The following is a 25392-nucleotide window of genomic DNA, read 5'->3' as shown; positions in this document are numbered from 1 at the left end:
GACAGCGCGGAAGCTCTACTCCGCCGCCCCCTCGCGCTTGATTTCGTGCTTGAGGATCAATGGCGTCTGCGCGAGCGCGAAGATCATGGTCAGCGGCATCACGCCCCAGACCTTGAAGGCGACCCAGAAATCCTGCGTCTGCGTGCGCCAGACCACCTCGTTCAGCGCCGCCAGCACGAAGAAGAACAGGCCCCAGCGCAAAGTGAGCTTGCGCCAGCCCTCCTCGTCGAGCTGAAGCACGCTGTCGAGCACCAGCGCCAGCAGCGAGCGGCCGAAATAGAGACCGCCGAGCAGGATGCAGCCGAACAGCGTGTTCACGATCGTCGGCTTGACCTTGATGAAGAAGGCGTCGTCGAGCGCCAGCGTCAGCCCGCCGAAGACCGTCACCACCACGGCGTTGACGATCGCCATGCGCGGCAGATGATTCATCACGAGCTTCGACAGCGCCAGCGCGATCAGCGAGGCCGCTATGAAGACGCCGGTGGCGACGAAGATGCGCCGATCCTCGGCGACGCCGAACCAGCGGTCGCCATAGGAATTGACGAAGAAGAAGATCGCCAGCGGCCCGAATTCGAGCGCGAGCTTGACGAGCGGATTGATCGGTTTCGCCGCGTTCGGGCTCGCCGCGGTCTCGCTCATGCCGCTTCTCCCAGTCCTGCAACGGCGCGGGCGAAATCGCGCGCCGAGAATGGTTCGAGGTCGTCGACGCTCTCGCCGACGCCGATGAAATGCACGGGCAGGCCGAACTGCGCCGCCAGCGCGACGAGGATGCCGCCGCGCGCCGTGCCGTCGAGCTTGGTCATCACCAGCCCGGTGACGCCGGCAGTGTGGCGGAACGCCTCGACCTGACTGACCGCGTTCTGGCCGACCGTGGCGTCGAGCACGAGCAGCGCCGCATGCGGCGTCTGCGGATCCAGCTTGCGGATCACCCGCACCACCTTGGCCAGCTCATCCATCAGGCCCGTCTTGTTCTGCAGCCGCCCGGCGGTGTCGATCAGCAGCACGTCGGTGCCTTCGGCCTTGGCCTTCTGCAATGCCTCGAAGGCTAGCCCGGCCGCATCGGCGCCCTGCTGCCCGGAAACGACCTGCGCGCCCGTCCGCTCGCCCCAGACCTTGAGCTGCTCGATCGCCGCCGCACGGAAGGTGTCGCCCGCCGCCAGCATCACCGACTTGCCCTCGGCCCGGAACTTGGCCGCGAGCTTGCCGATCGTCGTCGTCTTGCCCGAGCCGTTGACCCCGACCATCAGGATCACGAACGGCTTTTTGGTGGCATCGATCGCAAGCGGGGTAGCGACCGGGGTCAGGATCGCCTCGACCTCGCGCGCCAGGATCGCCTTCACCTCTTCCGGCTCGATCTGCTTGTCATAGCGGCCCTCGCCGACCGCCTTGGCGATGCGGGCCGAGGTCGCCAAGCCGAGATCGGCCTGGATCAGGATGTCCTCCAGATCCTCCAGCGTCCCGGCGTCGAGCTTGCGCTTGGTGAAGAGGTCGCTGATCCCGGTCGTCAGCGCCGAGGACGTCCGCGACAGGCCCTCGCGAAGCCGGCGCCACCAGCTGCGCTTGGGCTGGGCCGGTTCGGGCTGAGGCTGCGGCTCCGGCGGCACCACCGGCGGGAGGGAGGGCTCGCTGAGCAGGGTCTCCGGCGCGGCCGGCAACTCCGGCTCTGCTTCCTGCACGATCTCGGCCACAGGCTCGGCCGGCGGCGCGGGCTGGGGAGCAGGCGCCGGTTCCGGCGGCCGCGTCTCCGGCTGGTCCAGCCCGAACAGCTTCGAGAAGAAGCCGCGTCTCTTCGGTTCGGTCTCGCTCATCGCCCGTCCTGCCGCGATGCGCGGCAACGCTTCAGGTTGCATGGCCTCGCGGCCTTGTTTAGCGCAATGCCATGACCACGCCCGAGCGACCAGCCCTTTCGCAGGACGACCTGCCCTTCGCGTTGCTGCATCGCGACGCGATGATGCTCGTCATCGACAAGCCGGCGGGGCTTCCGGTGCATCGCGGCCCGGCGGCGAAAGGCCGCATCATCCCGGTGCTGACCGACCATCTCGACGCCCTGCGCTTTGGCCTGCCACGCCGGCCCGAGGCGGCGCACCGGCTCGACAAGGACACCTCCGGCTGCCTCGTGCTCGGCCGGCACCCGCGCGCCATGGCGCAGCTCAACCAGCTCTTTCGCGATGGCCGCATCGAGAAAGCCTACTGGGCGGTTGTCGAGGGTGACCCCGCCGAGGACGCAGGATTGATCGATCTCCCCCTGGCCAAACGCTCGCCCGAGCGCGGCTGGTGGATGAAACCGGATCCGGAAGGCCTGCCCTCGCAGACACGCTACCGCGTGCTCGGCCGCGGCGTGCGCGACGGAACCCGGCTTGCCTGGCTGGCGCTCGAACCGCTGACCGGCCGCACCCACCAATTGCGTGTGCACTGCGCCGCCAGCTTCGGGCCGATCCACGGTGACGAAATCTACGGCACGGCGCCACGCGAGATCGGGCCGGGCCTGCACCTGCATGCGCGGAGCGTCGCGATTCCGCTTCATCCGAAGCGCGAGCCGGTGCGGGCATCCGCTCCTCCGCCGAACCACATGCACGCCGCGCTCGCGGCCTGTGGCTGGTCCGGGGACGATAAGCTTTCCTAAACCCTAACGCCGCGATGGCTTGCGACAAGACCTCGTCAACCATTCTCTAAGGCGTTCCTGCTATCGCCGGTTGCATCGGCCTAGGGGTTTCTCATGCTGGACACGGTGGCGAGAACGGCAGAAGCGCGCGATGCGCTGCTGACCTTCGCGCAGGCGCGGGTCGACATCGCGGCCGATGCCGGGGCGAATGCCGCGCTCGCCACGCTTTTGGGCTGGGTCGAGAGCTATCTGATGCGCGAGCATCCCGATCTCGGCCGCACCGGCGCCGTCTGCCCCTTCACTCGCCAGGCTGCCCGCATCGACACGGCGCGGCTCGCCATCTGCACCGCCGGCCCCGATGAGGAGGAACGCGCCTTCGCTTTGATCCGCGGCAGCTTCGGCGCGCTTGACGCCATCCCCTGCAAACCCGGCATGGTGCATTTCCGCACCGTCATCGTCGGCTTCCCGAACTGCAGCGACGAACGCGGCGTGGCCATGCTGCAACGCGTCCAGAAGCGGCATAGGATCTATTCGCTCGCGCGCGGCCGGATGATCGGGCTCATGTACGGGGCGTCCGAGGCGCCCGGCTTGTGGAACCGCGATTTCCGGCCTTTGCGGGCTCCATTGCCGGTCCTCGCCATCCGTCACATGGTCGAGCACGATGCGCCCTTCGCCGCCCGGCATCCGCTGCTGCTAGCGCCCTATCTCGCGAAGTTCCGCCTGACGGGTGCCAAGCGCTTGATCGATCACTTTCGCGGCCAGGAATGAGCATGCCCGCCAAGTCCATGCGCCGGGACACGGAAGGACCGCTCTCGCCGGGCGACGCGGTGGCGGCAAGCTTCTCCGTCGAGATCCTGACCGGCCGCGACGCTTTCCTCGCCCTGAAGCCCGAATGGGATGCGCTTTTCGCCCGCGCCGGCCTGCCGCAGCAGCTTTTTCAGCGCCATGCCTTTCTGCGGTACTGGTGCGATCACTATTTGCCCGCCGGCGATCGCCTTTGCCTGGTCGTGGGCCGCGAGTCCGGCCGCCTGGTCATGCTCTGGCCGCTCGAGCGCCGGCGCCGCCTCGGTCTCGAGCTGGTGCGCCTGATGGGTGCGCCGGTGGCCCAGTTCGGCGATGTCCTCGTCGAGCCCGGGCCGCGACGCGAGCACTGGCTGGAGCGCGGCTGGGAAGCCCTGCGCCGGTACGGGATCGACCTCGTCGAATTGCGGCTCGTCCGTGCCGACGCGGCGCTCGCCCATTGCGGCCGGCTCGCGCTGGTCGTCCCGGTGGTGAGCCAGGAAGCGCCGTTCGCCGACCTCGCCTTGCGCGTCGCGCCGGACGGGCCGAGCCTCGCCTACCCGGCGCGCGACCGCTCGAATTATCGCCGCCGCCTGCGCCGGCTCGCCGAGCGCGGCGAGATCGTCTTCGCTCATCAGGAACCCGGTCCCCAGGCGGGAGCCCTGGCCGAGCAGGCGGTGGCGATGAAGCGCGACGCGCTCGCCCAGCATGGCATCGTTGCGCCCGCGGTCTCGAATCCGCGCTTCGGGCGCTTCTTCGCCGCCCTGGCCGCCGAACAGAGCGAGGATACGGGCCTGCGTCTCTCGATCGTCACCTGCGACGATCGCCCGGTCGGAATCGATCTGTCCTTCGATTGCAAGGGCCGCAGCTTCGGCCATGTCATCGCCAGCGACCTCGCCTTCGAGCGCGAGGGCCTCGGCCGGGTGCTGATCCACCACGCTTTCGCCAGCGCCCGGGCGCGCGGCAACGCGATCTTCGATTTGCTGGCGCCCGCCGATCCCTACAAGCGCGAGCACGCCGACGGAGCCGTCCCGGTCCGCGACTTCACCGTGCCGTTGAGCTGGCGCGGGCAGCTCGCCTGCGACCTCGCGCTGCCGCAGCTGCGGCCGACGCTCAAGGCGATCGTCAAGCGCCTGCCGGCAGGCTGGGTGCAACGTTTCGCAAGGTCCGGGAGCTAAAGCATTTTCGAGCGAAGTGAACACCGGTTCGCGTGAAGAAAATGCGATAAAACAAAAATGCAGCGCCATTCCGCGATTCGGAGAATTGCGGAACTGCGCTAGCTCGCCATCGCGTCCATGGCGCGCGCCAGCCTGACGTCGAGCTCGGTCAGGCCGCCGGCGTCATGGGTCGACAGCGTCACCACGACGGTCTTGTAGACGTTCGACCATTCCGGGTGATGGTCGAGCTTCTCGGCGAGCAGCGCCACCCGGCTCATCCAGCCGAAGGCTTCGTTGAAGTCGCGGAAGACGAAGCGTTTGCTCATCGCCTCGCGGCCTTCGACCAGCGCCCAGCCGCTCAGGACCGACAGCGCCTCCTTGCGGGCTTCCGGGCTCAGGCGCTTCGGGCGGTCATGTCCCAATGTTACCTCCGCTGCGAAAGCGCGCCGAGTGGGCGGTTCGGATAGTGCAGGCCGAGCGGATAGGCCGCCTCCAGCACATAGGGGCCGCCACCGATCGAATCGCGTGACGACATCAGCGCCAGGCGCCGCGCCGTGAAGCTGATCGGCCGCACGATCGGATGCAGGGCGAGGTAATGCGCGACGTCGGCCGGCGAGACGTCCCGCAAGCGCGCCAACGTCACGTGCGGCGTGAACTTGCGTGATTCCGGCGGCAGGCCGAGACGCCGCATCAATCGCTCCAGCTCCGCCTGCAACTCGTTCAACTTCGGCGAGGGCTGGACACGGGCGAACACCGCGCGCGGCCGGTCGCCGCCGAAGCTGCCGAGCTGGTCGAGCGTGATCGTCAGCGGCTCGCCGCCAAGATCGTTGAGGAAGCTGTCGACGTCATGGGCCATGCGCCGGTCGACATCACCGAGGAAGCGCAGGGTGATGTGGTAGTCGGCGGCCTCGATCCAGCGGGCGCCGACCAATCCGCCGCGATGCAGCGTCAGGGCCGAGGCGACCTCGGCGGGAATCTCTAGCGCGGTGAACAGCCTAGGCATGACGAATCAGTGCCAAGCATTTGTGACTCTGGCGAGACGGCAGCCTTGCACTGCCAGCCGCGGTTCACAAGTCGGCTCTGCTTCCCCGTCATGGACAGGGGTTGCCGACTCGCTGATGGATCGCGTCGATCTTCGCCTCCAGCTCCGGTGAGATCGTCACCGAAGCGGAGCCGATCGCCGTCCTGAGCTGTGCCATGCTGGTCGCGCCGATGATGTTCGAGGTGACGAAGCAGCGCGAGGTCACGAAGGCCAGCGCCATCTGGGCGGGGTCGAGCCCCGCCTCGCGGGCAAGCCCGACATAGGCCTTGATCGCCTCTTCCGCTCCGGCGGTCTCGTAGCGCTGGCCCCGGTCGAACAGCGTCGAGCGCGCCCCGGCCGGCCGGGCGCCGTCCAGGTATTTGCCGGTCAGATAGCCCTGGCCCAGCGGCGAATAGGCGAGCAGCCCGACCTCCTCGCGCATGGCGATCTCGGCCAGCGCCGTCTCGAAGGTGCGGTTCAGGAGATTGTAGGCGTTCTGGATCGACTGGATACGGGGCCGGTCGCTGCCATCAGCCGCAGCGAGGAAGCTCATCGTGCCCCAGGCGCTCTCATTGGACAGGCCGAGATGGCGGATCTTGCCGGCCTTGACCATGGCGGCAAAGGCGTCGAGCTGCTCGGCGAACGACGTCTCGTCCTCGGCTTTCGCGAATGCGGCCTGATTGTATCGCGTCGGATTCGAGCCCCATTGCATCGGCCGGTCGGGGAAATGAATCTGGTAGAGGTCGATATAATCGGTCTGCAGTCGCCTCAGGCTCTTGTCGACGGCCTCCTCGACCTGCCTGCGGTTGACCCGGGTCGGCCCCTTGTCGTCGCGGAACCAGTCATTGGTCGAGCGGCCGACGATCTTGGACGCGAGGATCACCTTGTCGCGATTGCCGCGCGCCTTGAACCAGCTGCCGATGATCGTCTCGGTCGCGCCTTGCGTCTCCGGCTTCGGCGGGATCGAATAGAGCTCGGCCGTATCGAAGAAATTCACGCCCTGCTCGAGCGCGTAGTCCATCTGCTCATGACCCTCGGCTTCCGTGTTCTGCTGGCCGAAGGTCATCGTGCCCAGGCAGATCGCCGAAACCTTGAGATCGGTGCGGCCGAGATGGCGGTAGTCCATGGCGAAAGGCTCCGGCGACGAGCGCGCCGGGACGCGCCGCGCATGACTGGACAATGGCGGGATGCGCCTCGGCTCAGGAGCGCGGGCGCAGGGAGGCGAGGAACCGCTCCACCGTCGGCAGGATGCGCTGCGCGATGACGCGCACGCCTTCAGCCGTCGGATGCAGCATGTCGGGCTGGTTCAATACCCGGTCCCCGGCGATCCCGTCCAGAAAGAACGGATAGAGGATGAGCCCATGCTTCTCGGCGAGCTTCCGATAGATCGCGTCGAAGCGGGCGACATAGTCCGGGCCGTTGCTGCGCGGCGCATACATGCCGGCGAGCAGCACCGGGATGCCGCGCGCCTTCAGCCTGGTCACGATCGCGTCAAGCGACGTCTCGGTCAGCGCCGGATCGACCCCGCGCAGGGCATCGTTGGCGCCGAGCTCGAGGATGACGCCATCGGTCCCATCGGGCACCGACCAGTCGAGCCGTTCCAGCCCGCCCTGCGAGGTGTCGCCGGAGACGCCGGCATTGGCGACCTCGACCGAAATCCCCTTGTCGCGCAGCAGCTTCTCCAGCACCGTCGGGAACGCGGCGCTGCCGGGGAGGTTGTAGCCGGCGGTCAGGCTGTCGCCGAGCGCCACCAGCTTGAGAGGCTTGGTCTGGGCGTGAGTCGCGCTGTTCATCAAAAAAGAACCCAGGCTGGCAAAGACGAGCAGCATCGCCGCCCAAATGCGCGGCGACAGCTGGATTCGTGACGGCAAGCGCCCATATCGGGTGGCGGCAGGGCGCATGGCGGTTCTGATCCCTTCGGCTCGAAATGGCGGTCGAAGCGGCGACATCGGATGGGATGAAAGCGGAAACATGGCGGTGAGCGAAGAAACCCCGGCAGTGATAGAACTCGACAACGTCGAGCTCAGTCTGGGGCGCGGCGCCGCCCGCGTCCATATCCTCAAGGGCGTTTCGCTGGCGATACCGCAGGGGCAGGCTACAGGCCTTGTCGGCCCGTCCGGCTCCGGCAAGTCGACTTTGCTGATGACCATGGCCGGGCTGGAACGTCCCGATTCCGGTATGGTGAGGGTCGCCGGTCAGGATCTCGGTGCGCTCGGCGAGGACGCGCTTGCCCTCTTCCGCGGTCGCCATATCGGCATCGTCTTCCAGTCCTTCCACCTCGTGCCGACCATGACGGCCCGCGAGAATGTCGCGCTGCCGCTGGAATTGGCTGGCGCCGACGACGCCTTCGAGCGCGCCGCGGCCGAATTGCGCAATGTCGGCCTCGGCGAGCGCATGGATCACTACCCCGCCCAGCTCTCCGGCGGCGAGCAGCAGCGCGTCGCCATCGCCCGGGCCGTCGCGCCCGATCCGGCGATCCTCGTCGCCGACGAGCCGACCGGCAATCTCGACGAGAGCACCGGCCGCTCGATCGTCGACCTGATCTTCGCACTCCGGCGCGAGCGCGGCGCCACCCTCGTGCTGGTCACCCATGATCTCTCGCTCGCCGCAAGCTGCGACCGCACCGTGCGCCTGCGTGCAGGCCGGATCGAGACCGAGACCGGCACCGAGGCGCTGGCGATCTGAGATGCATGCGCCCGTCAAACCCTCGACAACTCCTTCCGCTCCCATTCGGCGCCCGGTCGGCCTGAAGCTGGCCCTGCGCCTCGCCTGGCGTGACCTGCGCGGCGGCCTGCGCGGCTTCGGCGTGTTCATCGCCTGCCTGGCGCTCGGCGTCATGGCGATCGCCGCGGTGTCCTCGGCCTCGCGTGGCCTGAGCGAAGGCCTCGGTCGCGAAGGCCGGCGCATTCTCGGCGGCGATGCCGCCTTCAGCCTGATCCATCGCGAGCCGACCGCCGAAGAACATGCCTTCCTCGCTCGCCATGGCCGTGTCTCGACCATCGCGACCCTGCGCAGCATGGCCAATGCCGGCGAGAAGGGCGCGGCCCTGGTCGAGCTCAAGGCCGTCGACGGCTCCTATCCGAGCATCGGCGACCTGCGCACCGATCCGGCCCAGCCGGCGGCCGATCTTCTGGCCTTGCGCGACGGCGCCTATGGCGGCATCGCCGATCCCGTCCTGTTCGGCCGCCTCGACCTCAAGCCTGGCGACACCGTGCTGATCGGCTCGGCGCGGGTGCAATTGCGTGCCAGCCTGACGTCAGAGCCCGACAAGATCGCCGCCGGCGTCGGCTTCGGCCCGCGCCTGATCCTCTCGCAGGACGCGCTGCGGGCGTCCGAACTGCTGCAGCCCGGCAGCCTGGTGCGCTGGACGGCGCGCGTCATCCTGCCCGATGGCGCCAATACCGATGCCGCCCTCGAGGCCCTCCTGGCCAGCGCCACGCGCGAACAGCCGAATGCGGGCTGGGAAGTCCGCTCCCGCGCCAACGCCGCCCCGAATTTCCAGCGTAATATCGAGCGCTTCACCCAGTTCCTGACCCTGGTCGGCCTGACCGCGCTGCTGGTCGGCGGCGTCGGCGTCGCCAATGCGGTACGGCGTTTCGTCGAGGCCAAGCGGCTCGACTTCGCCACGCTGAAGGCGATCGGCGCCACCGGCGGCCGGGTCGTCGCCATCCATCTGACCGAGGTCATGCTCGTCGCGGGCTTCGGCATCGCGATCGGGCTCGCGCTCGGCGCCGCCGCGCCCTTCGCGCTCGGCTATATGCTCGCCGACATCCTGCCCCTGCCCTTCGAGCCGACGCTCGCACCGGTCGAACTCGCCATCGCCGCGCTCTACGGGCTGCTGACGGCGCTGGTCTTCGCCATCATCCCGCTCGGCCGCGCCCATGACGTTCCTGTCTCGGCGCTGTTCCGCGACCAGATCGAGCCCGACCGGCGCCAGCCGCGTTGGATTTACCGGGCGATCTTCCTGGCCGCGCTAGCCGGCCTCGTCGGCGTCGCGCTCGTCTTCGCCTATGACCGGCGCATCGCGCTGATCTATGTCGGCGCCGCCACCGGCATCTTCCTGCTGTTGCGGCTGATCGCCTGGGGGCTGATGGCGCTGGCCCGGCGCGCCGGGCGTCCCCGGCAGCCGGCGCTGCGCCTGGCGCTCGCCAATATCTATCGTCCCGGTGCGCTGACACCCTCGCTGGTGCTGTCGCTCGGGCTTGGCGTGGCCCTGCTCTCGACGCTCGCCTTCATCGACGTCAGCTTGCGCCGGCAACTGACCCAGTCGCTGCCGCAAAAGGCGCCGAGCTTCTTCTTCCTCGACATTCCCAATGCGCAGGCCGCCGCCTTCGACCGCTTCCTCGCCGAGCAGCGTCCCGGCGCCCATGTCGAGCGCGTGCCGATGATGCGCGGGCGCATCGTCAGCGTGAACGACGTCCCGGCCGAGCAGATCAAGGCGAGCGAGCAGATGGCCTGGGTGCTCGAGGGCGACCGTGGCATCACCTATTCCGCCGCCATGCCCGAGGCCTCCAGGCTCGCCTCGGGCGAATGGTGGCCGGAAAACTACCGCGGCGAGCCGCTGGTCTCCTTTGACGCCCGCGCCGTCGAGGGACTGGGCCTCAAGCTCGGCGACAAACTCACGGTCAACGTGCTCGGCCGCAATATCACCGCGCGCATCGCCAATTTCCGCGACATCGAATGGCGCTCGCTCGGCATCAACTTCGTCATGGTGTTCTCACCCAACACCTTCGCCGGCGCGCCGCACACCAATCTCGCCACCGTCACAGACAAGGGCGCGGCGCCTGTGGCCAACGACGCCGCGCTGATGCGCCAGCTTGCCATCGCCTTCCCGGCGGTGACGGCAGTCCGGGTCAAGGACGCGCTGGAGGCGGTCAACACCATCGTCGGCCAGCTCGCCGGCGCGATTCGCGGCGCCTCGGGCCTTGCCATCACCGCGAGCCTGCTGGTCCTCGCCGGTGCTCTGGCGGCCGGGCAGAGGGCGCGGCTCTATGACGCGATGATCCTGAAGACGCTCGGCGCGACTCGCCGCTTCATACTTTCGTCGTACATCCTCGAATACGCAGGGATCGGTGTCGTGTCTGCTCTGTTCGGGCTCCTGGCAGGTGCCGCGGCCGGCTGGGGCGTCGTCACGCAAGTGATGAAGATAGATTTCGTCCCTGATCCGACAGGCGCTATCCTCGCTGCGACTGCAGCCGTCGTGGTCACCGTCCTGTTCGGATTGATCGGAACGCTGCAAATACTATCGAAGGCGCCCGCTTCTCATCTGAGGAATTTATGAGGTCTGACTCAAGTCGGTCTGACATAAACATGAACGGACGGTAATGTTGCATAGACTGGCCACCGAATTTCTATGCCACGGGCGGCGCTAACCATGCTTGCCTCTTGTAAGGGCGCCTGATCCCCCTCATATTCTGCGATGTCGCCACGTTGGTGCGCGGCGGCGGGTGTCGCAACGGCGATGTCCGCCAGGCAAAGTTTCAAGGGGAACTCTCTCCATGAGCGATTTCGACCGCAACGCTCAGGTCTGGGGCGCCGGCCGCGCCCAGCAGACCAGCGCCGTCGAGATGGACCAGGGCCTGCGCTCGTTCATGCTCGGCGTTTACAACAACATGAGCATTGGCCTGGCCATCACCGGCCTGATGGCGATCGGCATCTCCATGCTGGCGATCGCCGGCTACTCGCCCTCGGGCAAGGTCACCGCGCTGACGCCGCTCGGCCAGGCGCTGTACCTTTCCCCGCTGAAGTGGGTGGTGATGCTGGCGCCGCTGGCCTTCATCTTCTTCTTCTCGTTCAAGGCCGAGAGCATGAGCTCGTCGACCGCGCGCGCCATGTTCTTCGCCTTCGCGGCGGTGATGGGCATCTCGCTGTCGTCGATCTTCGTGGTCTTCACCGGTGAATCGATCGCCAAGGTGTTCTTCATCACCGCGGCCTCCTTCGCTGGCCTCAGCCTGTTCGGTTACACCACGAAGAAGTCGCTGTCGGGCATCGGCTCGTTCCTGATCATGGGCCTGATCGGCCTGGTGATCGCCTCGGTGGTCAACATCTTCCTGGCCTCGAGCGCGCTCTCCTTCGCCATCTCGGTGATCGGCGTGCTGGTCTTCGCCGGCCTGACCGCCTGGGATACGCAGCGCCTGAAGGAAATGTACCTGTACTCGGACATGGACTCCGAGTCGGCAGCGAAGCTCTCGGTGAACGGCGCCCTGTCGCTCTACCTGAACTTCGTCAACATGTTCCAGATGCTGCTCTCGCTCTTCGGCTCCAAGCAGGAGTGATCAGGGCGACAGCCTGAACAAAAGAAGCCCCGGCCTCACGGCCGGGGCTTTTCTTTTGGACTGAGCCTAGAGCATCTTCGAGCGAAGTGGACACCGGTTCGCATGAAGAAAATGCGACAGAACAAGGACTTAGAGCCTTTCCGCGATTCGAAGAATCGCGGAAAGGCTCTGGTGGATCAGCTCAGCTCACCACGCTCAACCGCTTGTCGAGCACCTTGAGCACGCGGCTCAGTTCGGCGCCGCGCTTCAGGATCAGCCCGGTCGCGGTCACCACCGAATAGGTACCCTGTCGCCGCGCCAGCGACGGGTCCTTGACGATCCGGTAGAGCGGCACCTCGGCCGTGCGGCGAAACACCGAGAATTGTGCCTTGTTGCGCAGGAAATCGATGGCGTAGTCGCGCCACTCGCCAGCGGCGACCATGCGGCCGTAAAGATTGAGCAACTCGTTCAGTTCGCGGCGATCGAAGGTGACGGAGGAGGGCGCGGCAGCAGCCGGAAAGGCGACGACCTCGCCCGCTCGCTGACCTGGCGGAGTTTCGCTTTCGCTCATCACGCCTCCTTTTCGTGGCCGGTGGTGATCCGGCAAGGGATGATGCGCCCGCCCTCCAGCGCTGGCAAGGGCGCTGCAAGACAGATTGACGACAGGCCTACCATCCTTTTTCGCGGCCAGCGTGATTGCCATGATTTTGCCGCGCTTGCGCCCAGCGAACGCCCCGTTACGGGGCTCAACTCCGATTCGTTGCTTCGGCGGCCCGGCCTGTCCGGTTCCGGACACGTCAGCCCCCCAGCCCCTCCGGCGCTGCGGCGGGCCGGGCCAACGAGTCGAAGCCAACTCACGGCTGGCGGTTTCCGCCGGCCGTTTTCTTTTGGCCGGGCCCCAGAGCATTGTCGATCGAAGGGGCGACCGGCTCGCGCGAAGACAATGCGTCAGAATGGAAAGGTCGAGCATTCCGCGCTTCACGGACGCGCGGAGATGCTCTACCGGGACGCGCCGTGATATTCGGGATTGGGCCGCATATCGACCGCCGAGGCGATCCGGTTCGACATGTTGTAGAACGCGGCGACCGCGCCGATGTCCCAGATGTCGCGCTCGCCGAAGCCGGCGTTTCGCAGGGCCTGCCGATCCTCCTCCTCGATCCTGTGCGGCTCTTCCGTCAGCTTCACCGAGAAGTCGAGCATGGCGCGGTGGCGGGCCGAGAGCTGCGCGGCGCGATAGTTCATCACCATCATCTCGCCGAGCACGGGGTCGCCCGAGAGCTGGCGCACCGCCTGGCCATGCGCCGTCAGGCAGTAATAGCAGCGGTTCACGCTGGAGACGGCGACCGCGATCATCTCGCGCTCCAGCTTCGAGAGACCCGACGGGGCCAGCATCAGATCGTTGTAGAAGGTGGCGAAGGCCTGAAGCTTGGCGTCGTCATGGGAATAGGCGGCCAGGACGTTCGGGACATAGCCGAGCTTTTCCTCGCATTTTGCGAAATAGGCCTGCATCGCCTCGGAAAGCTCGGCTCGCGGCAGAGAGAGGGCCATCACGGCCGGCGGCGCGTCCTGCTTTGCAGGCTGCTCACCCACCATCGCCTTGTCATGCTTCTTCGTCATCTCTGCACTCCTCGCGCTGATATCCGCGCGGATTGGGCACGACTCGCCGCGTCCGCGCCATATTGGTGCAATCTGGCTGCTGCGATGCGACGAAAGTTGCAGCAGCCGGTGAGCTATGTCATCGCTTCGGCAAAATAGCAGGGGGAAGAAGACTATGGCCAAGCGCGAAGCGAATGCCACGGCCGCAGCCGTCACCGCGATCGAGGCGGCTGCCCAGAAGCTCGGTTCGGCGATGCCCGCGGACTTCCCCAAGCTGCTCTATGGCCGGACCGTCGCCGAGGATCTCGTTGCACTGCCGCCCGAACTCCTGGCTCGCGCGGCCAACGCCGCCTACGCCCACCTGACCGGCAACCGCAAGCCTGGCGAGCCCAATCTGCGCTTCCGCGACGAGGCGGTGAATGAGGATGGGCGCGAGCGCCAGATCACCATCCTCGAGGTCGTCAACGACAACAAGCCGTTCCTGCTCGATTCGACCCTGGCCGAGCTCGCCGAGCAGGGCTACGAGCCCCGCCTCGTCGCCCATCCCATCCTCGCCGTGGTGCGCAAGGATGACGGCACCTTCCAGTCGCTTGCCGGCGAGGCCTCGGGCCGCGCGGTCGAAGGCACGCGACGCGAGAGCCTGATCCATATCCATCTTGACCGGATCGACACCGCCGAGGCCCGCGAGCGCCTCGCCGCAGGTCTTGCCCGCGTCTATGTGGACGTCGGCCTCGCCGTCGACGACTGGGCCGCGATGCGCGGGCGAATCACCGAGGTGATCCAGTCCTATCGCGCCAATCCGCCGCCGCTGCCCGAGGACGAGGTCGCCGAGGCTCTGAATTTCCTCGAATGGATCGCCGGCGACAATTTCACCTTGCTCGGCGTTCGCGCTTATCGCTTCGCGGGTGGCGACACCGCCGCCGACCCGGTCGACTCCTCTGGCCTCGGCATCCTGCGCGACCCGGATGTTCGGGTGTTGCGCAAGAATCGCGAGCTCGTGGTGATGACGCCGGAGATCCGCGCCTTCCTGGCCAAGCCGCAGGCGCTGATCATCACCAAGGCCAACGTCAAGAGCCGCGTCCACCGCCGCGTCCATCTCGACTATGTCGGCGTGAAATTGTTCACGCCCGACGGGCGGCTCGACGGCGAACTGCGCATCGTCGGCCTGCTCACCTCGAACGCCTATACCGGCAGCGCCCGCTCCATCCCCTATCTGCGTCTCAAGGTCGCGCGCGTGCTCAAGAGCACCGGCTTCGACCCGTCGAGCTATTCCGGTCGCGCGCTCTACAACGTGCTCGACGCCTTCCCGCGCGACGAGCTCTTCCAGATCGATGTCGAGACGCTGGAGCGCTTCGCCCTCGACATCATGCAACTGACCGAGCGGCCGCGCATCCGCGCGCTCGCCCGCGCCGACGAGTTCGACCGCTTCGTCTCGGCGCTCGTCTTCATCCCGAAGGATCGCTACGACACCACGGTGCGCCGGCGCGTCGGCGAATTCCTCGCCCGCGTCTACCAGGGCCGCGTCTCCGCCGCCTATCCGGCTTATCCGGAAGGGCCGCTCGCCCGCACCCACTACATCATCGGGCGCGACGAGGGTCGCACGCCCAAGATCGACCGCAACACGCTGGAAGCCGGCATCGCCGCGATCGTCCGCACCTGGAGCGACGGCCTCAAGGACGCGCTCGACGCGCAGAAGGCCGGTCCCGCCGCCCGGTCCCTCGCCGAGCGCTATGCCGAGGCCTTCGGCGCCGCCTATCGCGAGCGTTATTCAGCAGAGGACGCGCTGGTCGACGTCGACATGCTGCAGAAGCTGTCGGCGGAGCGGCCGCGCGCCGTCAATCTCTACCGCCGCGACGGCGACGGCCCGACGCGGGCCAATCTCAAGCTGTTCTCGCGCGGCGCCGCGATCTCGCTCTCCGAGCGCGTGCCGATGCTGGAGAACATGGGCTTCCGCGTCGTCAACGAGCGCACCTTCAACATCACCCCGCAACAGAACGGCGGAGCCGGAGCCGACAGTCGAGTCTGGCTGCACGACATGACGCTGGAGCGCGCCAGCGGCGGCGAGATCGACATCGAGAACCTCGATCCGACGATCGAGGCGGCGCTGATGGCGCAGTTCCGCGGCCTCACCGAATCCGATCGCTTCGACCAGCTCGTCCTTGCCGCCGGCCTTGCCTGGCGAGAAGCTGCACTGCTGCGGGCGCTCGGCCGCTATTTGCGCCAGGTCGGCGCGCCCTATGCGCAGGGCTACATCGCCGACGCGCTGACCCGCCATTCCGGCATCGCCACGGGGCTGGTGAAGCTCTTCGTCGCCAAGTTCGACCCGCACCTCTCTGACGAGAAGCGCGCCGAGCAGATGAAGGCCGAGCGCGAGCGCATCGAAGCCGCGCTCGCCGACGTCACCAGCCTCGACGAGGACCGCATCCTGCGCCGCTTTGTCAACCTGATCGACGCGACGCTGCGCACCAACTTCTTCCAGATCGGGCCTGACGGCCATCCGCGCGGCACGATCTCGTTCAAGCTCGCCTCCGGCCAGGTCGACGGCATGCCGCTGCCGCGGCCGCTCTACGAGATCTTCGTCTATTCGCCGCGCGTCGAGGGCATTCATATGCGTTTCGGCAAGGTCGCGCGCGGTGGCCTGCGCTGGTCGGACCGGCCCCAGGACTTCCGCACGGAGGTGCTCGGGCTGGTCAAGGCCCAGCAGGTCAAGAATGCTGTCATCGTCCCGGTCGGCGCCAAGGGCGGCTTCGTTCCCAAGCAATTGCCGCCGGCCTCCGATCGCGCCGCCTGGCTCGCCGAGGGCACCGAGAGCTACCGCATCTTCATTCGCACCCTGCTCGAGCTCACCGACAATCTCGACGGCGAGAAGATCCTGCCGCCGCCCGACACCGTCCGTCATGACGGCGACGATCCCTATCTCGTCGTCGCCGCCGACAAGGGCACGGCGACCTTCTCCGACACCGCCAATGCGCTCTCGGCCGAGAAGCATCACTGGCTCGGCGACGCCTTCGCCTCGGGCGGCTCGCAGGGCTATGACCACAAGGGTATGGGCATCACCGCCCGCGGCGCCTGGGAAGCGGTGAAGCGCCATTTCCGCGAGATCGACGTCGACATCCAGACGACCCCCTTCACCGTGGCCGGCGTCGGCGACATGTCCGGGGACGTCTTCGGCAACGGCATGCTGCTCTCGCCGGCGATCAAGCTGATCGCCGCCTTCGACCATCGCGACATCTTCCTCGATCCCGATCCGGATTCGGCCAAGAGCCTCGCCGAACGCCAGCGCATCTTCGCCCTGCCGCGCTCGTCCTGGCAGGACTACGACAAATCGCTGATCTCGAAGGGCGGCGGCATCTTCTCGCGCCAGGCCAAGAGCATCGCGCTCTCGCCCGAGGTCCGGCAGGCCATCGGCTTCGACAAGGCGCAGGCCACGCCGGCCGAATTGATGACCGCGATCCTGAAGGCGCCGGTCGACCTGCTCTGGTTCGGCGGCATCGGCACCTATATCCGCGCCAGCGACGAGACCGATGCCCAGGTCGGCGACCGCGCCAATGACGCGATCCGCGTCACCGGCTCGGAGCTGCGCACCAAGGTGATCGGCGAGGGCGCCAATCTCGGCGCGACCCAGCGTGGTCGCATCGAGGCGGCCCGCAACGGCGTGCGCCTCAACACCGATGCGATCGATAACTCCGCCGGCGTCAACACCTCCGACGTCGAGGTCAACATCAAGATCGCGCTGGCCGACCCCGTTCGCGATGGCCGCCTGCCCGAGAAGAAGCGCAACGCCCTGCTGGCTGAGATGACCGACGAGGTCGGCCTGCTCGTCCTGCGCAACAACTACCTGCAGACCCTGGCACTCTCCCTCACCGAGGCGCAGGGAATCCAGGCAAGCCCGCATCTGCGCCGGCTGATGGTTCGGCTGGAGGAGGAGGGCCGGCTCGATCGCGGCGTCGAGTACCTGCCCTCGGATGCCGTGCTGATCGAACGCGAGAAGCGCGGCGAAGGCCTGACCCGGCCGGAGCTCGCGGTGCTCATCGCCTATGCCAAGCTCGCTCTGCACGACGCGCTGCTCGACTCGGCGATCCCCGACGACCCCTATCTCAAGAGCGAGCTCGTCCGCTATTTCCCGCAGCCTCTGCGCGAGGGCTATGCCAAGGAGATCGCCGGCCACAGGCTGCGCCGCGAGATCGTCGCGACCCAGCTCGCCAACGCCATCATCAACCGCGGCGGCCCGGCCATCGTCTCGATGCTGGCCGACCAGACCCGCGCCGAGGCGCCGGCGATCGCGGCGGCCTATGCCGTAGCCCGCGATGCCTTCGACCTGATCGCGCTGAACGGCGCCATCGACGCGCTCGACGCCAAGCTGCCGGGCAAGACGCAGACCGGGCTCTATGCCGCCGCACAGGAGCTGGTCGTCGACCGGATGCGCTGGTTCCTGCGTCGCGGCGTCGCCAAGCCCGGCGCGATCGAGCAGACCGTGGCGCATTATGCCAAGGGCGTCGCGGCGCTGGAGGGCGCACTCGGCGAATTGCTGCCCGAGGCGGCCGCCCAGGCCCGCAATGCCCGCATCGCCGCACTCACGGCCGAAGGCGTGCCGGAAGCGCTGGCGATCCGCGTCGCCAGCCTGCCCTGGCTCGCCGAGGCGACCGACATCGTCGACATCGCCAGCCGGACCAAGCGCGACATCGTCGAGGTCGCCCGGATTCATTTCGGGACCGATTCGGTCTTCGGCTTCTCGACGCTGAGATCAGCTGCTGAAGCCGTCCCGGCGACCGACGATTACGAGCGTCTCGCCCGCCAGCGCGCGGTCGAGACCCTGACCGATGGCCATGCCGGGCTGACGCAGGAGATCGCGACCGGCAAGCCTGGCCCGGACGCGCTGAAGGACTGGCTGGCCGAGCGCGGCGCCGATGCCGAACGCACCCGTGCCACCGTTTCGGCCATTGCCATGTCGGGCCTCTCCCTGCCAAAGCTGATGGTGGCGGCCGGCATGCTGGCCGATCTGCCCCGCAAATGAGGTCTGGAGACAGGTGGTGATGGATACGGACGAGGAAGGCACGGTGCCGGCGGTGACGCGAATCGACCCGAAGCTACTGGAAATCCTCGTCTGCCCGGTCACCAAGGCGACGCTGGAATACGACGCTGCACGCCAGGAACTGATCAGCCGCGCCGCCAAGCTTGCCTACCCGATCCGCGACGGCATCCCGATCATGCTGCCGGAAGAGGCGCGCCAGCTGGAAGGGTAATGCCGGTAGTGCCCGGGTCATTCTCGGGCGAAGCGAAGCGCAGACCCGAGAATCTCATCACGAGGTATTGCCGACCGGAGCTCCTTCCGGCCTGAGATGCTCGGGTCAAGCCGAGCATGACGGCTGATTCTACAGCATCTCGCCCTTCAGCAGCCGCGGCGTCGGCCCGGCCAAGCCGGCCGCCTCGCGAATGAAGAAGCGCTTCAGCCCCGGCATGCGCTCGACCAGGCCGAGGCCGAGATCGCGTGCCAATCGTAACGGGGTCGAATCGTTCGAGAACAACCGGTTGAGCCCGTCGGTAACCACGCCCATCGCCACGGTGTCGAAGCGCCGGCCCCTCTCATAGGCTTCGAGCACCTCGGAGCCGCCGACATCGAGGCCGAGCCGGGCCGCGTCGACGATCGCCTCGGCCAGCGCCGCGACGTCCTTCAGCCCGAGATTGAGTCCCTGGCCGGCGATCGGGTGGATGACGTGGGCGGCGTCACCGAGCAGCGCCAGCCTGTCCGCGACGAAACGGCGCGCCACGCCGAAGGAAAGCGGATGGGCGCCCGGGCGGCTCTCCAGGGCGATCTCGCCGAGCTCCAGGCCGAAGCGGCGCTCGACCTCGAGCACGAGGTCGCTCTCGTCCAGCGCCAGCAAGGCCGGGACGTTCTCGCTGCGCTCCGTCCAGACGATCGAAGAGCGATGGCCGAGTTTCCCACCATCGGCCAAAGGCAGGATGGCGAAGGGCCCGGACGGCAGGAAGTGCTCCACCGCCCGCCCGTCATGCGGCCGCTCATGGCCGATTGTCGCGACGATACCCGATTGCGGATAGGACCAGCCGACCCAGCCGATCCCGGCCTGCTCGCGCAATTTCGAGCGGGCGCCGTCGGCAGCAATCAGCAGCGCTGCATCGAGCTTTTCGCCGCCGGCGAAGGCAACGGCGATCGCACCATCGTTCTCCATGCCTGAACGGACGCTCTCGGGCCGCAATTCGACGCCATTGGCGCGCGCGACCTGAAGCAGTGCCGCCATCAGCGCGCCGTTCTCGACCATATGGGCAAAGGGCTGGCCGGGTTCGATCTCGCCGTCGAAGGTCAGGAAGACCGGCCGCACCAGATCGGGCGTGCGGCTGTCGGTGATGATCATCTCGGTCATCGCCGTCGCGGTGGCTTCCGCAAGACGCCAGATGCCGAGCGCTTCCAGCATGTTGCGGGCCGCCGCCGCGACCGCATAGGCGCGATCGTCGGCGCGCGGCGGGCCTGCCAGCGTCGGATCGGCGACGATCACATCGAAGCTCTCGCCCAGTGCCTGCTTCAGCGCCACTGCCAGCGTCAGCCCGGCGACGCCGCCGCCGGCGATGACGATGCGTTGGCTCGCATTCTCGGGTCTCTGCACTGTCGCCATCCTCGCATCGCGCCGCTTGACGCGGCCGAGTCGCTCGTTGCTGATGCTGTCTCGTCTTGCCCATAGCCGGCCGGGGCTGCAAGCCCGGGCCGTCCCGGTCCCTGCCGATGACATCAGCCGCCAACACCCTGCTCTCGATCTTCGATCTCGAACCGCTCGGACACAACCGGTTCCAGGGTCGCAGCCCCGACAATGGCTGGACCCGCGTTTTTGGCGGCCAGGTGATCGGCCAGGCGCTTTATGCCGCCTGCAAGACCGTCGAAGCGCGCCAGCCGCATTCGCTGCACGCCTATTTCATGTTGCCGGGCGATCCGGCGATTCCGATCGTGTACGAGGTCGAGCGCCTGCGAGATGGCGGCTCCTTCTCGACGCGGCGCGTGCTGGCGCTGCAGAAGGATGCGGCGATCTTCGCGATGTCGGCCTCATTCCAGATCGCCGAACCCGGCTACGACCATCAGATGCCCATGCCTGCCGTGCCGATGCCGGAGGAGCTTCCCGGTCGCGACGGCATGGAACGCGACGTGCTGCCACATATGCCCGAGGCGGTGCGCGCCTATTACCGGCGCGAGCGGCCGATCGAGATCCGCCCCGTCGAGATGAGCCGCTACGCGGCGGATGGGCCGCGGGAACCGAAATTCAATGTCTGGGTCAGGGCGTCCCAGACACTGCCCGAGGAGCCGGCGCTGCACCAGAGCGTGCTCGCCTATGCCTCCGACCTGATGCTGCTTGATTCCAGCCTGATCGCTCACGGCACAAGCGTCTTCGACCGGCGCGTCCAGAGCGCCAGCCTCGACCATGCCATGTGGTTCCACCGCCCCTTCCGGGCCGACGACTGGCTGCTCTACGCGCAGGACAGCCCTTCGGCCTCCGGTGCGCGCGGCTTCTCGCGCGGGCTGATCTTCGATCGGGACGGGAATCTCGTCGCCTCGGTCGCGCAGGAAGGCCTGATCCGACCGCGGCCCGATCGCGCCTGAATGCGCTTATCGCCTGCTTTCGCGGCATCTGCCTAATTATTGATCATCTTTATGCGCTGAACCCCGCCGGATCATGGCGGAATCGCGGCATTGCCCGCTCGCGCGCCACATCCACCGGTTGGCACGCGGCTTGAAAGGCATCCCCCGACGCGCCTGGCTCGAAAGGGCGCGAGAGGCGCAACGACGTCGTTTGGATCGCGGTCCGGCGGCGCACAAGCGGGGGACAACCCAGCCATGAAGATCGTGATGGCCGTCATCAAGCCGTTCAAGCTGGAGGAGGTGCGCGACGCGCTCACCGCCATCGGCGTGCACGGGCTGACCGTGACCGAAGTGAAGGGCTATGGCCGCCAGAAGGGCCATACCGAAATCTATCGCGGCGCCGAATATGCCGTGAGCTTCCTGCCCAAGATCAAGATCGAGGTCGCGGTCACCGACGACCTCGTCGGCAAGGTGATCGAAGCCATCACCGCCGCCGCCCGCACCGGCCAGATCGGCGACGGCAAGATCTTCGTCTCGTCGATCGAGAAGGCCGTGCGGATCCGCACCGGCGAGACCGACGGCGACGCCCTCTGATCCCCGACCTTCCCAGGAGTTTTACGATGAACACCAAGACCCTTAACCGGGCCGGGCTGGTCGGGCTGGCCTTCGCCGCAATGGCCGGCGCCGCGCTGGCGCAAACCCCGGCCGCGCCGCCCGCCCCAGTGCCCAACAAGGGCGACGTCGCCTTCATGATGAGCTCGACGATCCTCGTCCTGCTCATGACCGTGCCCGGCCTGGCCCTGTTCTATGGCGGCCTCGTCCGCTCCAAGAACATGCTCTCGGTGCTGACCCAGGTCTTCGCCATCGTCTGCATCGTCAGCCTGATGTGGGTCGTCTTCGGCTATTCGCTCGCCTTCACCAATGGCGGCGGCCTCAACGACTTCGTCGGCGGCTTCTCCAAGGCCTTCCTGCGCGGCGTCGACGGCAACTCGACCGCTGCGACCTTCTCCAACGGCGTCGTCATCCCGGAATATGTCTACATCGCCTTCCAGATGACCTTCGCCTGCATCACGCCGGCCCTCATCGTCGGCGCCTTCGCCGAGCGCATGAAGTTCTCGGCGCTGCTGCTCTTCACCGTGCTCTGGGTCACCTTCATCTATTTCCCGATGGCCCACATGGTCTGGTACTGGGGCGGGCCCGACGCCGTCGGCAACGCCGCCAAGGCGCTGGCTGATGCCGGCACCGACGGCAAGGCCGCAGCCCAGGCGGCGCTCGATGCGGTCAACGCCGATGCCGGCATGCTGTTCAAATGGGGCGCACTCGACTTCGCCGGCGGCACCGTCGTGCACATCAATGCCGGTATCGCGGGCCTCGTCGGCTGCATCCTGATCGGCAAGCGCATCGGCTTCGGCAAGGAGCTGATGGCGCCGCACTCGCTGACCATGACGCTGATCGGCGCCGCTCTCCTCTGGGTCGGCTGGTTCGGCTTCAACGCCGGCTCCAACCTCGAAGCCAACGGCACCGCGGCGCTCGCCATGATCAACACCTTCGTCGCCACTGCGGCGGCGGCGGTGGCCTGGCTGTTCGTCGAATGGGCGGTCAAGGGCAAGCCCTCCATGCTCGGCATGGTCTCGGGCGCGGTCGCCGGCCTCGTCGCCGTCACCCCCGCGGCGGGCTTCGCCGGCCCGATGGGCTCGATCGTCCTCGGCCTCGTCGCCGGCGCGGTCTGCTTCGTCTTCTGCTCGACCGTGAAGAACGCGCTCGGCTACGACGACTCGCTCGACGTCTTCGGCATCCACTGCGTCGGCGGCATCATCGGCGCGCTGGCCACGGGCATCCTGGTCAACCAGGCGCTCGGCGGCGCCGGCATCCCCGACTATTCGACCAAGCCTGGTGAGCTGGTCGCTGCGACCTACGAGTTCGGCACGGCCTTCATGGCCCAGCTCAAGGCGGTGTTGTTCACACTCGTCTTCAGCGGCGTCGGCTCGGCAATCCTCTACAAGGTCGTCGACGTGATCATCGGGCTGCGTATCCCCGCCGACCAGGAGCGCGAGGGCCTCGACATCGCCGAGCACGGCGAGCGCGCCTATCACGACTGAACCAGGGGTTCATCTCCCAGGAATCATCGCCCCGGCGGGAGACCGCCGGGGCTTTTCGTTGGGCCGCTCAGTCGCGGCTCGTCGCGCGGTCCAGCACGATCTCCAGCACCTGAACCTTCTCCGGCAATTCGATCAGGAATTCGGCATCGCGTTCGAGGTGATGGATCTTCCGCGGATCGGGCCCGGCGAAGCGCGACATCGCCTCGACGCTCTCCCAATAGGAGATCGTCACGAACTCGCTCTCGGTCTCGCGGTCCTCGCGGAACATCTGCGCACCCAGCGCCTTCTTCGCCAGCGGCCTGACGCCGACCTCCAGCAGATAAGCAGCATAGGCATCGGCCTTGTCCGGCACGGTGCGGCCGCGCCAGATCCGGGCAATTCTTGCGATCCTGTCGTCGCCATTGCCCATCGTGCCCTCCTTGCGGTTGCTGTTTGAAAAATGCCCTGGCCAGGCCGATCGTTCCTCGATCTCCTGACAGTCCGCGGCGGCAGTGCAAGGTTAAGCGGGCCTTAACCGGACCTTCCTAACCTGCCGGTTCGACAGGTGGCGTTCGCCGCCTTCCTGATGCCCGCAGACACGGCCCGATGCGCACGATCCGACGCTCCTCATCGCTGATCGACCGCCTGCCCGATCCGGTGCGCGAGTTCCTGTCGCGCCGCGCCGCAGAAATCGGCGGCATCGCGATGCTCGCGCTGATGGTGGCTGTCGCCGTCGCCCTCGCGACCTGGTCGGTCGACGATCCCAGCCTCAACAACGCCACGCGCGGCACTGTACACAACCTGCTCGGCCGGCCTGGCGCGATGATCGCCGATCTCGCCATGCAGCTGCTGGGCCTTGGCGTCGTCGCATTGCTGCTGCCGCCGCTGCTCTGGTCGCTCCGGCTGATTCGCTTCCACCTCTTCGATCGCAGCGCCCTCAAGCTCGTGCTCTGGGTTGTCGGCATCGTCTCGAGCGCGGCGGTGGCGAGCGCCCTGCCGGCGACGCCGCGCTGGCCTCTGCCGACCGGGATGGGCGGCGTGATCGGCGACGCGCTGCTGCAGGGCACCCGCAACATCGTCGGCCTCGGCGGCACCGCGCTCGGCGGCCTCGTCGCCTTCGTCTTCGCCGGCATCGCCATCCTCTCCGTCACCGCCGCCGCCGGCTTCGGCTTCGTCACCGACGAGGATCCCGAACTCGACCAGGACGACGATGCGCCCTTCGCCGATGGCGAGGAGCGTCGCGACGACGAACCGGGGTTCTCGGTCATCCTGATCGGCTGGGTCGCCCATGGCGCCATGGCGCTGAAGGCCGCGATCCTGCGCCGCCTGCCGCGCCCGCCGCAGGCGGCTTCCGCTAGCGCGGGCGCGATGCCCGTTCCGGCCCAGACCGGACGGGTCCGCCGCGAGCCGAACCTCACCGGCGATCCGGAGGCCTACCGGTCCCCTGTCGTCGCCCCCGAGCTCGTGCGCCCGGCTGCTGCCAAGGCAGCGCCAAGCGCCCGGCCGGCCTACGACGACGATGACGAGCCCTTCGAGGCGCAGGACGTGCGCGATCTCAATGCGCCGCGCGTCGCCGCGCCGGTGCGCGCGCCCAAGCCCGGCAAGCGCCTGTCGCGCGAAGCCCAGCCCTCGCTGCTCGATCGCGAAGGTTTCGAGCTGCCGCCGCTGACCTATCTCGCCGAACCGAAGAAGATCCCGGCCAACACCATCTCGACTGACGCGCTGGAGCAGAACGCCACCTTGCTGGAAGGCGTGCTCGAGGATTTTGGCGTGCGCGGCGAGATCAGCCAGGTTCGCCCCGGCCCGGTCGTGACCTTGTACGAGCTCGAGCCTGCGCCTGGGACGAAGTCGTCGCGGGTGATTTCGCTGGCGGACGACATCGCGCGCTCGATGAGTGCGGTGTCGGCGCGCGTGGCGGTGGTGCAGGGCAAGAACGCGATCGGCATCGAACTGCCCAACGCCAAGCGCGAGACCGTCTTCCTGCGCGAACTGCTGGCCTCCCAGGATTTCGAGGGCACCAAGCACAAGCTCGCGCTCTGCCTCGGCAAGACCATCGGCGGCGAGCCGGTGATCGCGGACCTTGCTCGCATGCCGCATCTGCTCGTCGCCGGCACCACCGGCTCGGGCAAGTCGGTGGCGATCAACACCATGATCCTGTCGATCCTCTACCGGCTGAAGCCGGAGGAGTGCCGGCTGATCATGGTCGATCCCAAGATGCTCGAGCTTTCCGTCTATGACGGCATCCCGCATCTGCTCACCCCCGTCGTCACCGACCCGAAGAAGGCGGTGGTCGCGCTGAAATGGGCGGTGCGCGAGATGGAG

22 protein-coding genes are annotated in these 25392 nt (G+C 67.5%); 12 read left to right on the top strand and 10 right to left on the bottom strand.

From position 1 onward, the window contains the following. Positions 1 to 15: 15 nt before the first annotated feature. Both BMZ21_RS28645 and ftsY read right to left on the bottom strand, forming a co-directional pair. Positions 16 to 639, bottom strand: coding sequence for a septation protein A (locus BMZ21_RS28645; RefSeq protein WP_091843055.1), 624 nt, complete (start codon positions 637 to 639; stop codon positions 16 to 18). Continuing rightward, complete coding sequence (gene ftsY, locus BMZ21_RS28640) at positions 636 to 1808, bottom strand: signal recognition particle-docking protein FtsY (RefSeq protein ID WP_091843052.1); 1173 nt, start codon at positions 1806 to 1808, stop codon at positions 636 to 638. Before ftsY ends, BMZ21_RS28645 begins: the two co-directional genes overlap by 4 nt. Before the next feature lie 71 nt (positions 1809 to 1879). Here ftsY and BMZ21_RS28635 point away from each other — a divergent pair, with 71 nt between their 5' ends. From BMZ21_RS28635 to BMZ21_RS28625, 3 genes are all read left to right on the top strand, one after another. Next, complete coding sequence (locus tag BMZ21_RS28635) at positions 1880 to 2623, top strand: RluA family pseudouridine synthase (protein ID WP_091843048.1); 744 nt, start codon at positions 1880 to 1882, stop codon at positions 2621 to 2623. 93 nt (positions 2624 to 2716) lie between these two features. Further along, positions 2717 to 3370 carry a DUF6875 domain-containing protein gene (locus tag BMZ21_RS28630; RefSeq protein WP_091843043.1) on the top strand — a complete coding sequence of 218 codons (654 nt, stop codon included), beginning with the start codon at positions 2717 to 2719 and terminating at the stop codon, positions 3368 to 3370. Positions 3371 to 3372: 2 nt separating this feature from the next. Further along, positions 3373 to 4560: a GNAT family N-acetyltransferase gene (locus BMZ21_RS28625; protein ID WP_167561797.1), complete on the top strand. Its 1188-nt coding sequence runs from the start codon at positions 3373 to 3375 to the stop codon at positions 4558 to 4560. A gap of 98 nt (positions 4561 to 4658) precedes the next feature. On the opposite strand, the gene BMZ21_RS28620 is transcribed toward BMZ21_RS28625, so the two are convergent. The 4 genes from BMZ21_RS28620 to BMZ21_RS28605 all read right to left on the bottom strand — a co-directional run bounded on the left by BMZ21_RS28620 (position 4659) and on the right by BMZ21_RS28605 (position 7353). Then, the gene (locus BMZ21_RS28620; protein WP_091843037.1) at positions 4659 to 4961 is read right to left on the bottom strand and encodes a 4a-hydroxytetrahydrobiopterin dehydratase; all 303 of its coding nucleotides are present in this window, start codon (positions 4959 to 4961) and stop codon (positions 4659 to 4661) included. A 2-nt stretch (positions 4962 to 4963) separates the two neighbouring features. Then, positions 4964 to 5542: an RNA 2',3'-cyclic phosphodiesterase gene (thpR, locus tag BMZ21_RS28615; RefSeq protein ID WP_091843034.1), complete on the bottom strand. Its 579-nt coding sequence runs from the start codon at positions 5540 to 5542 to the stop codon at positions 4964 to 4966. Between the two features lie 88 nt (positions 5543 to 5630). Further along, positions 5631 to 6686 carry an aldo/keto reductase gene (locus BMZ21_RS28610; protein WP_091843031.1) on the bottom strand — a complete coding sequence of 352 codons (1056 nt, stop codon included), beginning with the start codon at positions 6684 to 6686 and terminating at the stop codon, positions 5631 to 5633. Positions 6687 to 6759: 73 nt separating this feature from the next. Continuing rightward, positions 6760 to 7353 (bottom strand): arylesterase, encoded by a 594-nt coding sequence (locus tag BMZ21_RS28605; protein ID WP_244544072.1) that lies wholly within the window; start codon positions 7351 to 7353, stop codon positions 6760 to 6762. Positions 7354 to 7537: 184 nt separating this feature from the next. On the opposite strand from BMZ21_RS28605, the gene BMZ21_RS28600 reads away from it, so the two are divergent. The 3 genes from BMZ21_RS28600 (at position 7538) to BMZ21_RS28590 (ending at position 11835) form a co-directional block, all read left to right on the top strand. Then, the gene (locus BMZ21_RS28600) at positions 7538 to 8245 is read left to right on the top strand and encodes an ABC transporter ATP-binding protein (protein WP_244544071.1); all 708 of its coding nucleotides are present in this window, start codon (positions 7538 to 7540) and stop codon (positions 8243 to 8245) included. Between the two features lies 1 nt (position 8246). Next, positions 8247 to 10841: an ABC transporter permease gene (locus BMZ21_RS28595; RefSeq protein WP_091843019.1), complete on the top strand. Its 2595-nt coding sequence runs from the start codon at positions 8247 to 8249 to the stop codon at positions 10839 to 10841. Between the two features lie 217 nt (positions 10842 to 11058). Further along, on the top strand, positions 11059 to 11835 hold the full coding sequence (locus BMZ21_RS28590; RefSeq protein ID WP_091843016.1) for a Bax inhibitor-1/YccA family protein: 777 nt from the start codon (positions 11059 to 11061) through the stop codon (positions 11833 to 11835). A gap of 181 nt (positions 11836 to 12016) precedes the next feature. Here BMZ21_RS28590 and BMZ21_RS28585 read toward each other — a convergent pair whose 3' ends face one another. Together BMZ21_RS28585 and BMZ21_RS28580 are read right to left on the bottom strand one after the other, a co-directional pair. Further along, on the bottom strand, positions 12017 to 12385 hold the full coding sequence (locus BMZ21_RS28585) for a DUF2794 domain-containing protein (RefSeq protein WP_091843013.1): 369 nt from the start codon (positions 12383 to 12385) through the stop codon (positions 12017 to 12019). Between the two features lie 428 nt (positions 12386 to 12813). Continuing rightward, positions 12814 to 13407 carry a peroxidase-related enzyme gene (locus BMZ21_RS28580; protein WP_091843167.1) on the bottom strand — a complete coding sequence of 198 codons (594 nt, stop codon included), beginning with the start codon at positions 13405 to 13407 and terminating at the stop codon, positions 12814 to 12816. Between the two features lie 178 nt (positions 13408 to 13585). On the opposite strand from BMZ21_RS28580, the gene BMZ21_RS28575 reads away from it, so the two are divergent. Next, positions 13586 to 18424: an NAD-glutamate dehydrogenase gene (locus BMZ21_RS28575; RefSeq protein WP_091843010.1), complete on the top strand. Its 4839-nt coding sequence runs from the start codon at positions 13586 to 13588 to the stop codon at positions 18422 to 18424. A gap of 19 nt (positions 18425 to 18443) precedes the next feature. Beyond that, positions 18444 to 18653, top strand: a complete 210-nt coding sequence (locus BMZ21_RS28570; protein WP_091843007.1) for a Trm112 family protein — start codon at positions 18444 to 18446, stop codon at positions 18651 to 18653. Positions 18654 to 18782: 129 nt separating this feature from the next. On the opposite strand, the gene BMZ21_RS28565 is transcribed toward BMZ21_RS28570, so the two are convergent. After that, positions 18783 to 20039, bottom strand: a complete 1257-nt coding sequence (locus BMZ21_RS28565) for a ubiquinone biosynthesis hydroxylase (protein WP_091843004.1) — start codon at positions 20037 to 20039, stop codon at positions 18783 to 18785. Between the two features lie 107 nt (positions 20040 to 20146). Between BMZ21_RS28565 and tesB the strand changes: the two genes are divergently transcribed. The 3 genes from tesB to BMZ21_RS28550 all read left to right on the top strand — a co-directional run bounded on the left by tesB (position 20147) and on the right by BMZ21_RS28550 (position 23091). Next, complete coding sequence (tesB, locus tag BMZ21_RS28560) at positions 20147 to 21013, top strand: acyl-CoA thioesterase II (protein WP_091843001.1); 867 nt, start codon at positions 20147 to 20149, stop codon at positions 21011 to 21013. Between the two features lie 234 nt (positions 21014 to 21247). Then, positions 21248 to 21586, top strand: a complete 339-nt coding sequence (locus BMZ21_RS28555; RefSeq protein WP_091842997.1) for a P-II family nitrogen regulator — start codon at positions 21248 to 21250, stop codon at positions 21584 to 21586. Positions 21587 to 21666: 80 nt separating this feature from the next. Next, complete coding sequence (locus BMZ21_RS28550) at positions 21667 to 23091, top strand: ammonium transporter (RefSeq protein ID WP_244544075.1); 1425 nt, start codon at positions 21667 to 21669, stop codon at positions 23089 to 23091. A 67-nt stretch (positions 23092 to 23158) separates the two neighbouring features. Here BMZ21_RS28550 and BMZ21_RS28545 read toward each other — a convergent pair whose 3' ends face one another. Further along, a complete protein-coding gene (locus BMZ21_RS28545; RefSeq protein WP_091842989.1) occupies positions 23159 to 23500 on the bottom strand; it encodes an antibiotic biosynthesis monooxygenase family protein in 342 nt (113 codons plus the stop codon). A gap of 176 nt (positions 23501 to 23676) precedes the next feature. Between BMZ21_RS28545 and BMZ21_RS28540 the strand changes: the two genes are divergently transcribed. After that, positions 23677 to 25392 (top strand): DNA translocase FtsK 4TM domain-containing protein (locus BMZ21_RS28540; RefSeq protein WP_208862396.1); only part of this gene is annotated, 1716 nt, incomplete at its 3' end.

Origin of the sequence: Allobosea lupini (assembly GCF_900109525.1) — a bacterium.
GTDB classification, from domain to species: domain Bacteria; phylum Pseudomonadota; class Alphaproteobacteria; order Rhizobiales; family Beijerinckiaceae; genus Allobosea; species Allobosea lupini.
The sequence above is the reverse complement of the archived record's forward strand: the minus strand, read 5'-3'. Positions and strand labels throughout refer to the sequence as shown.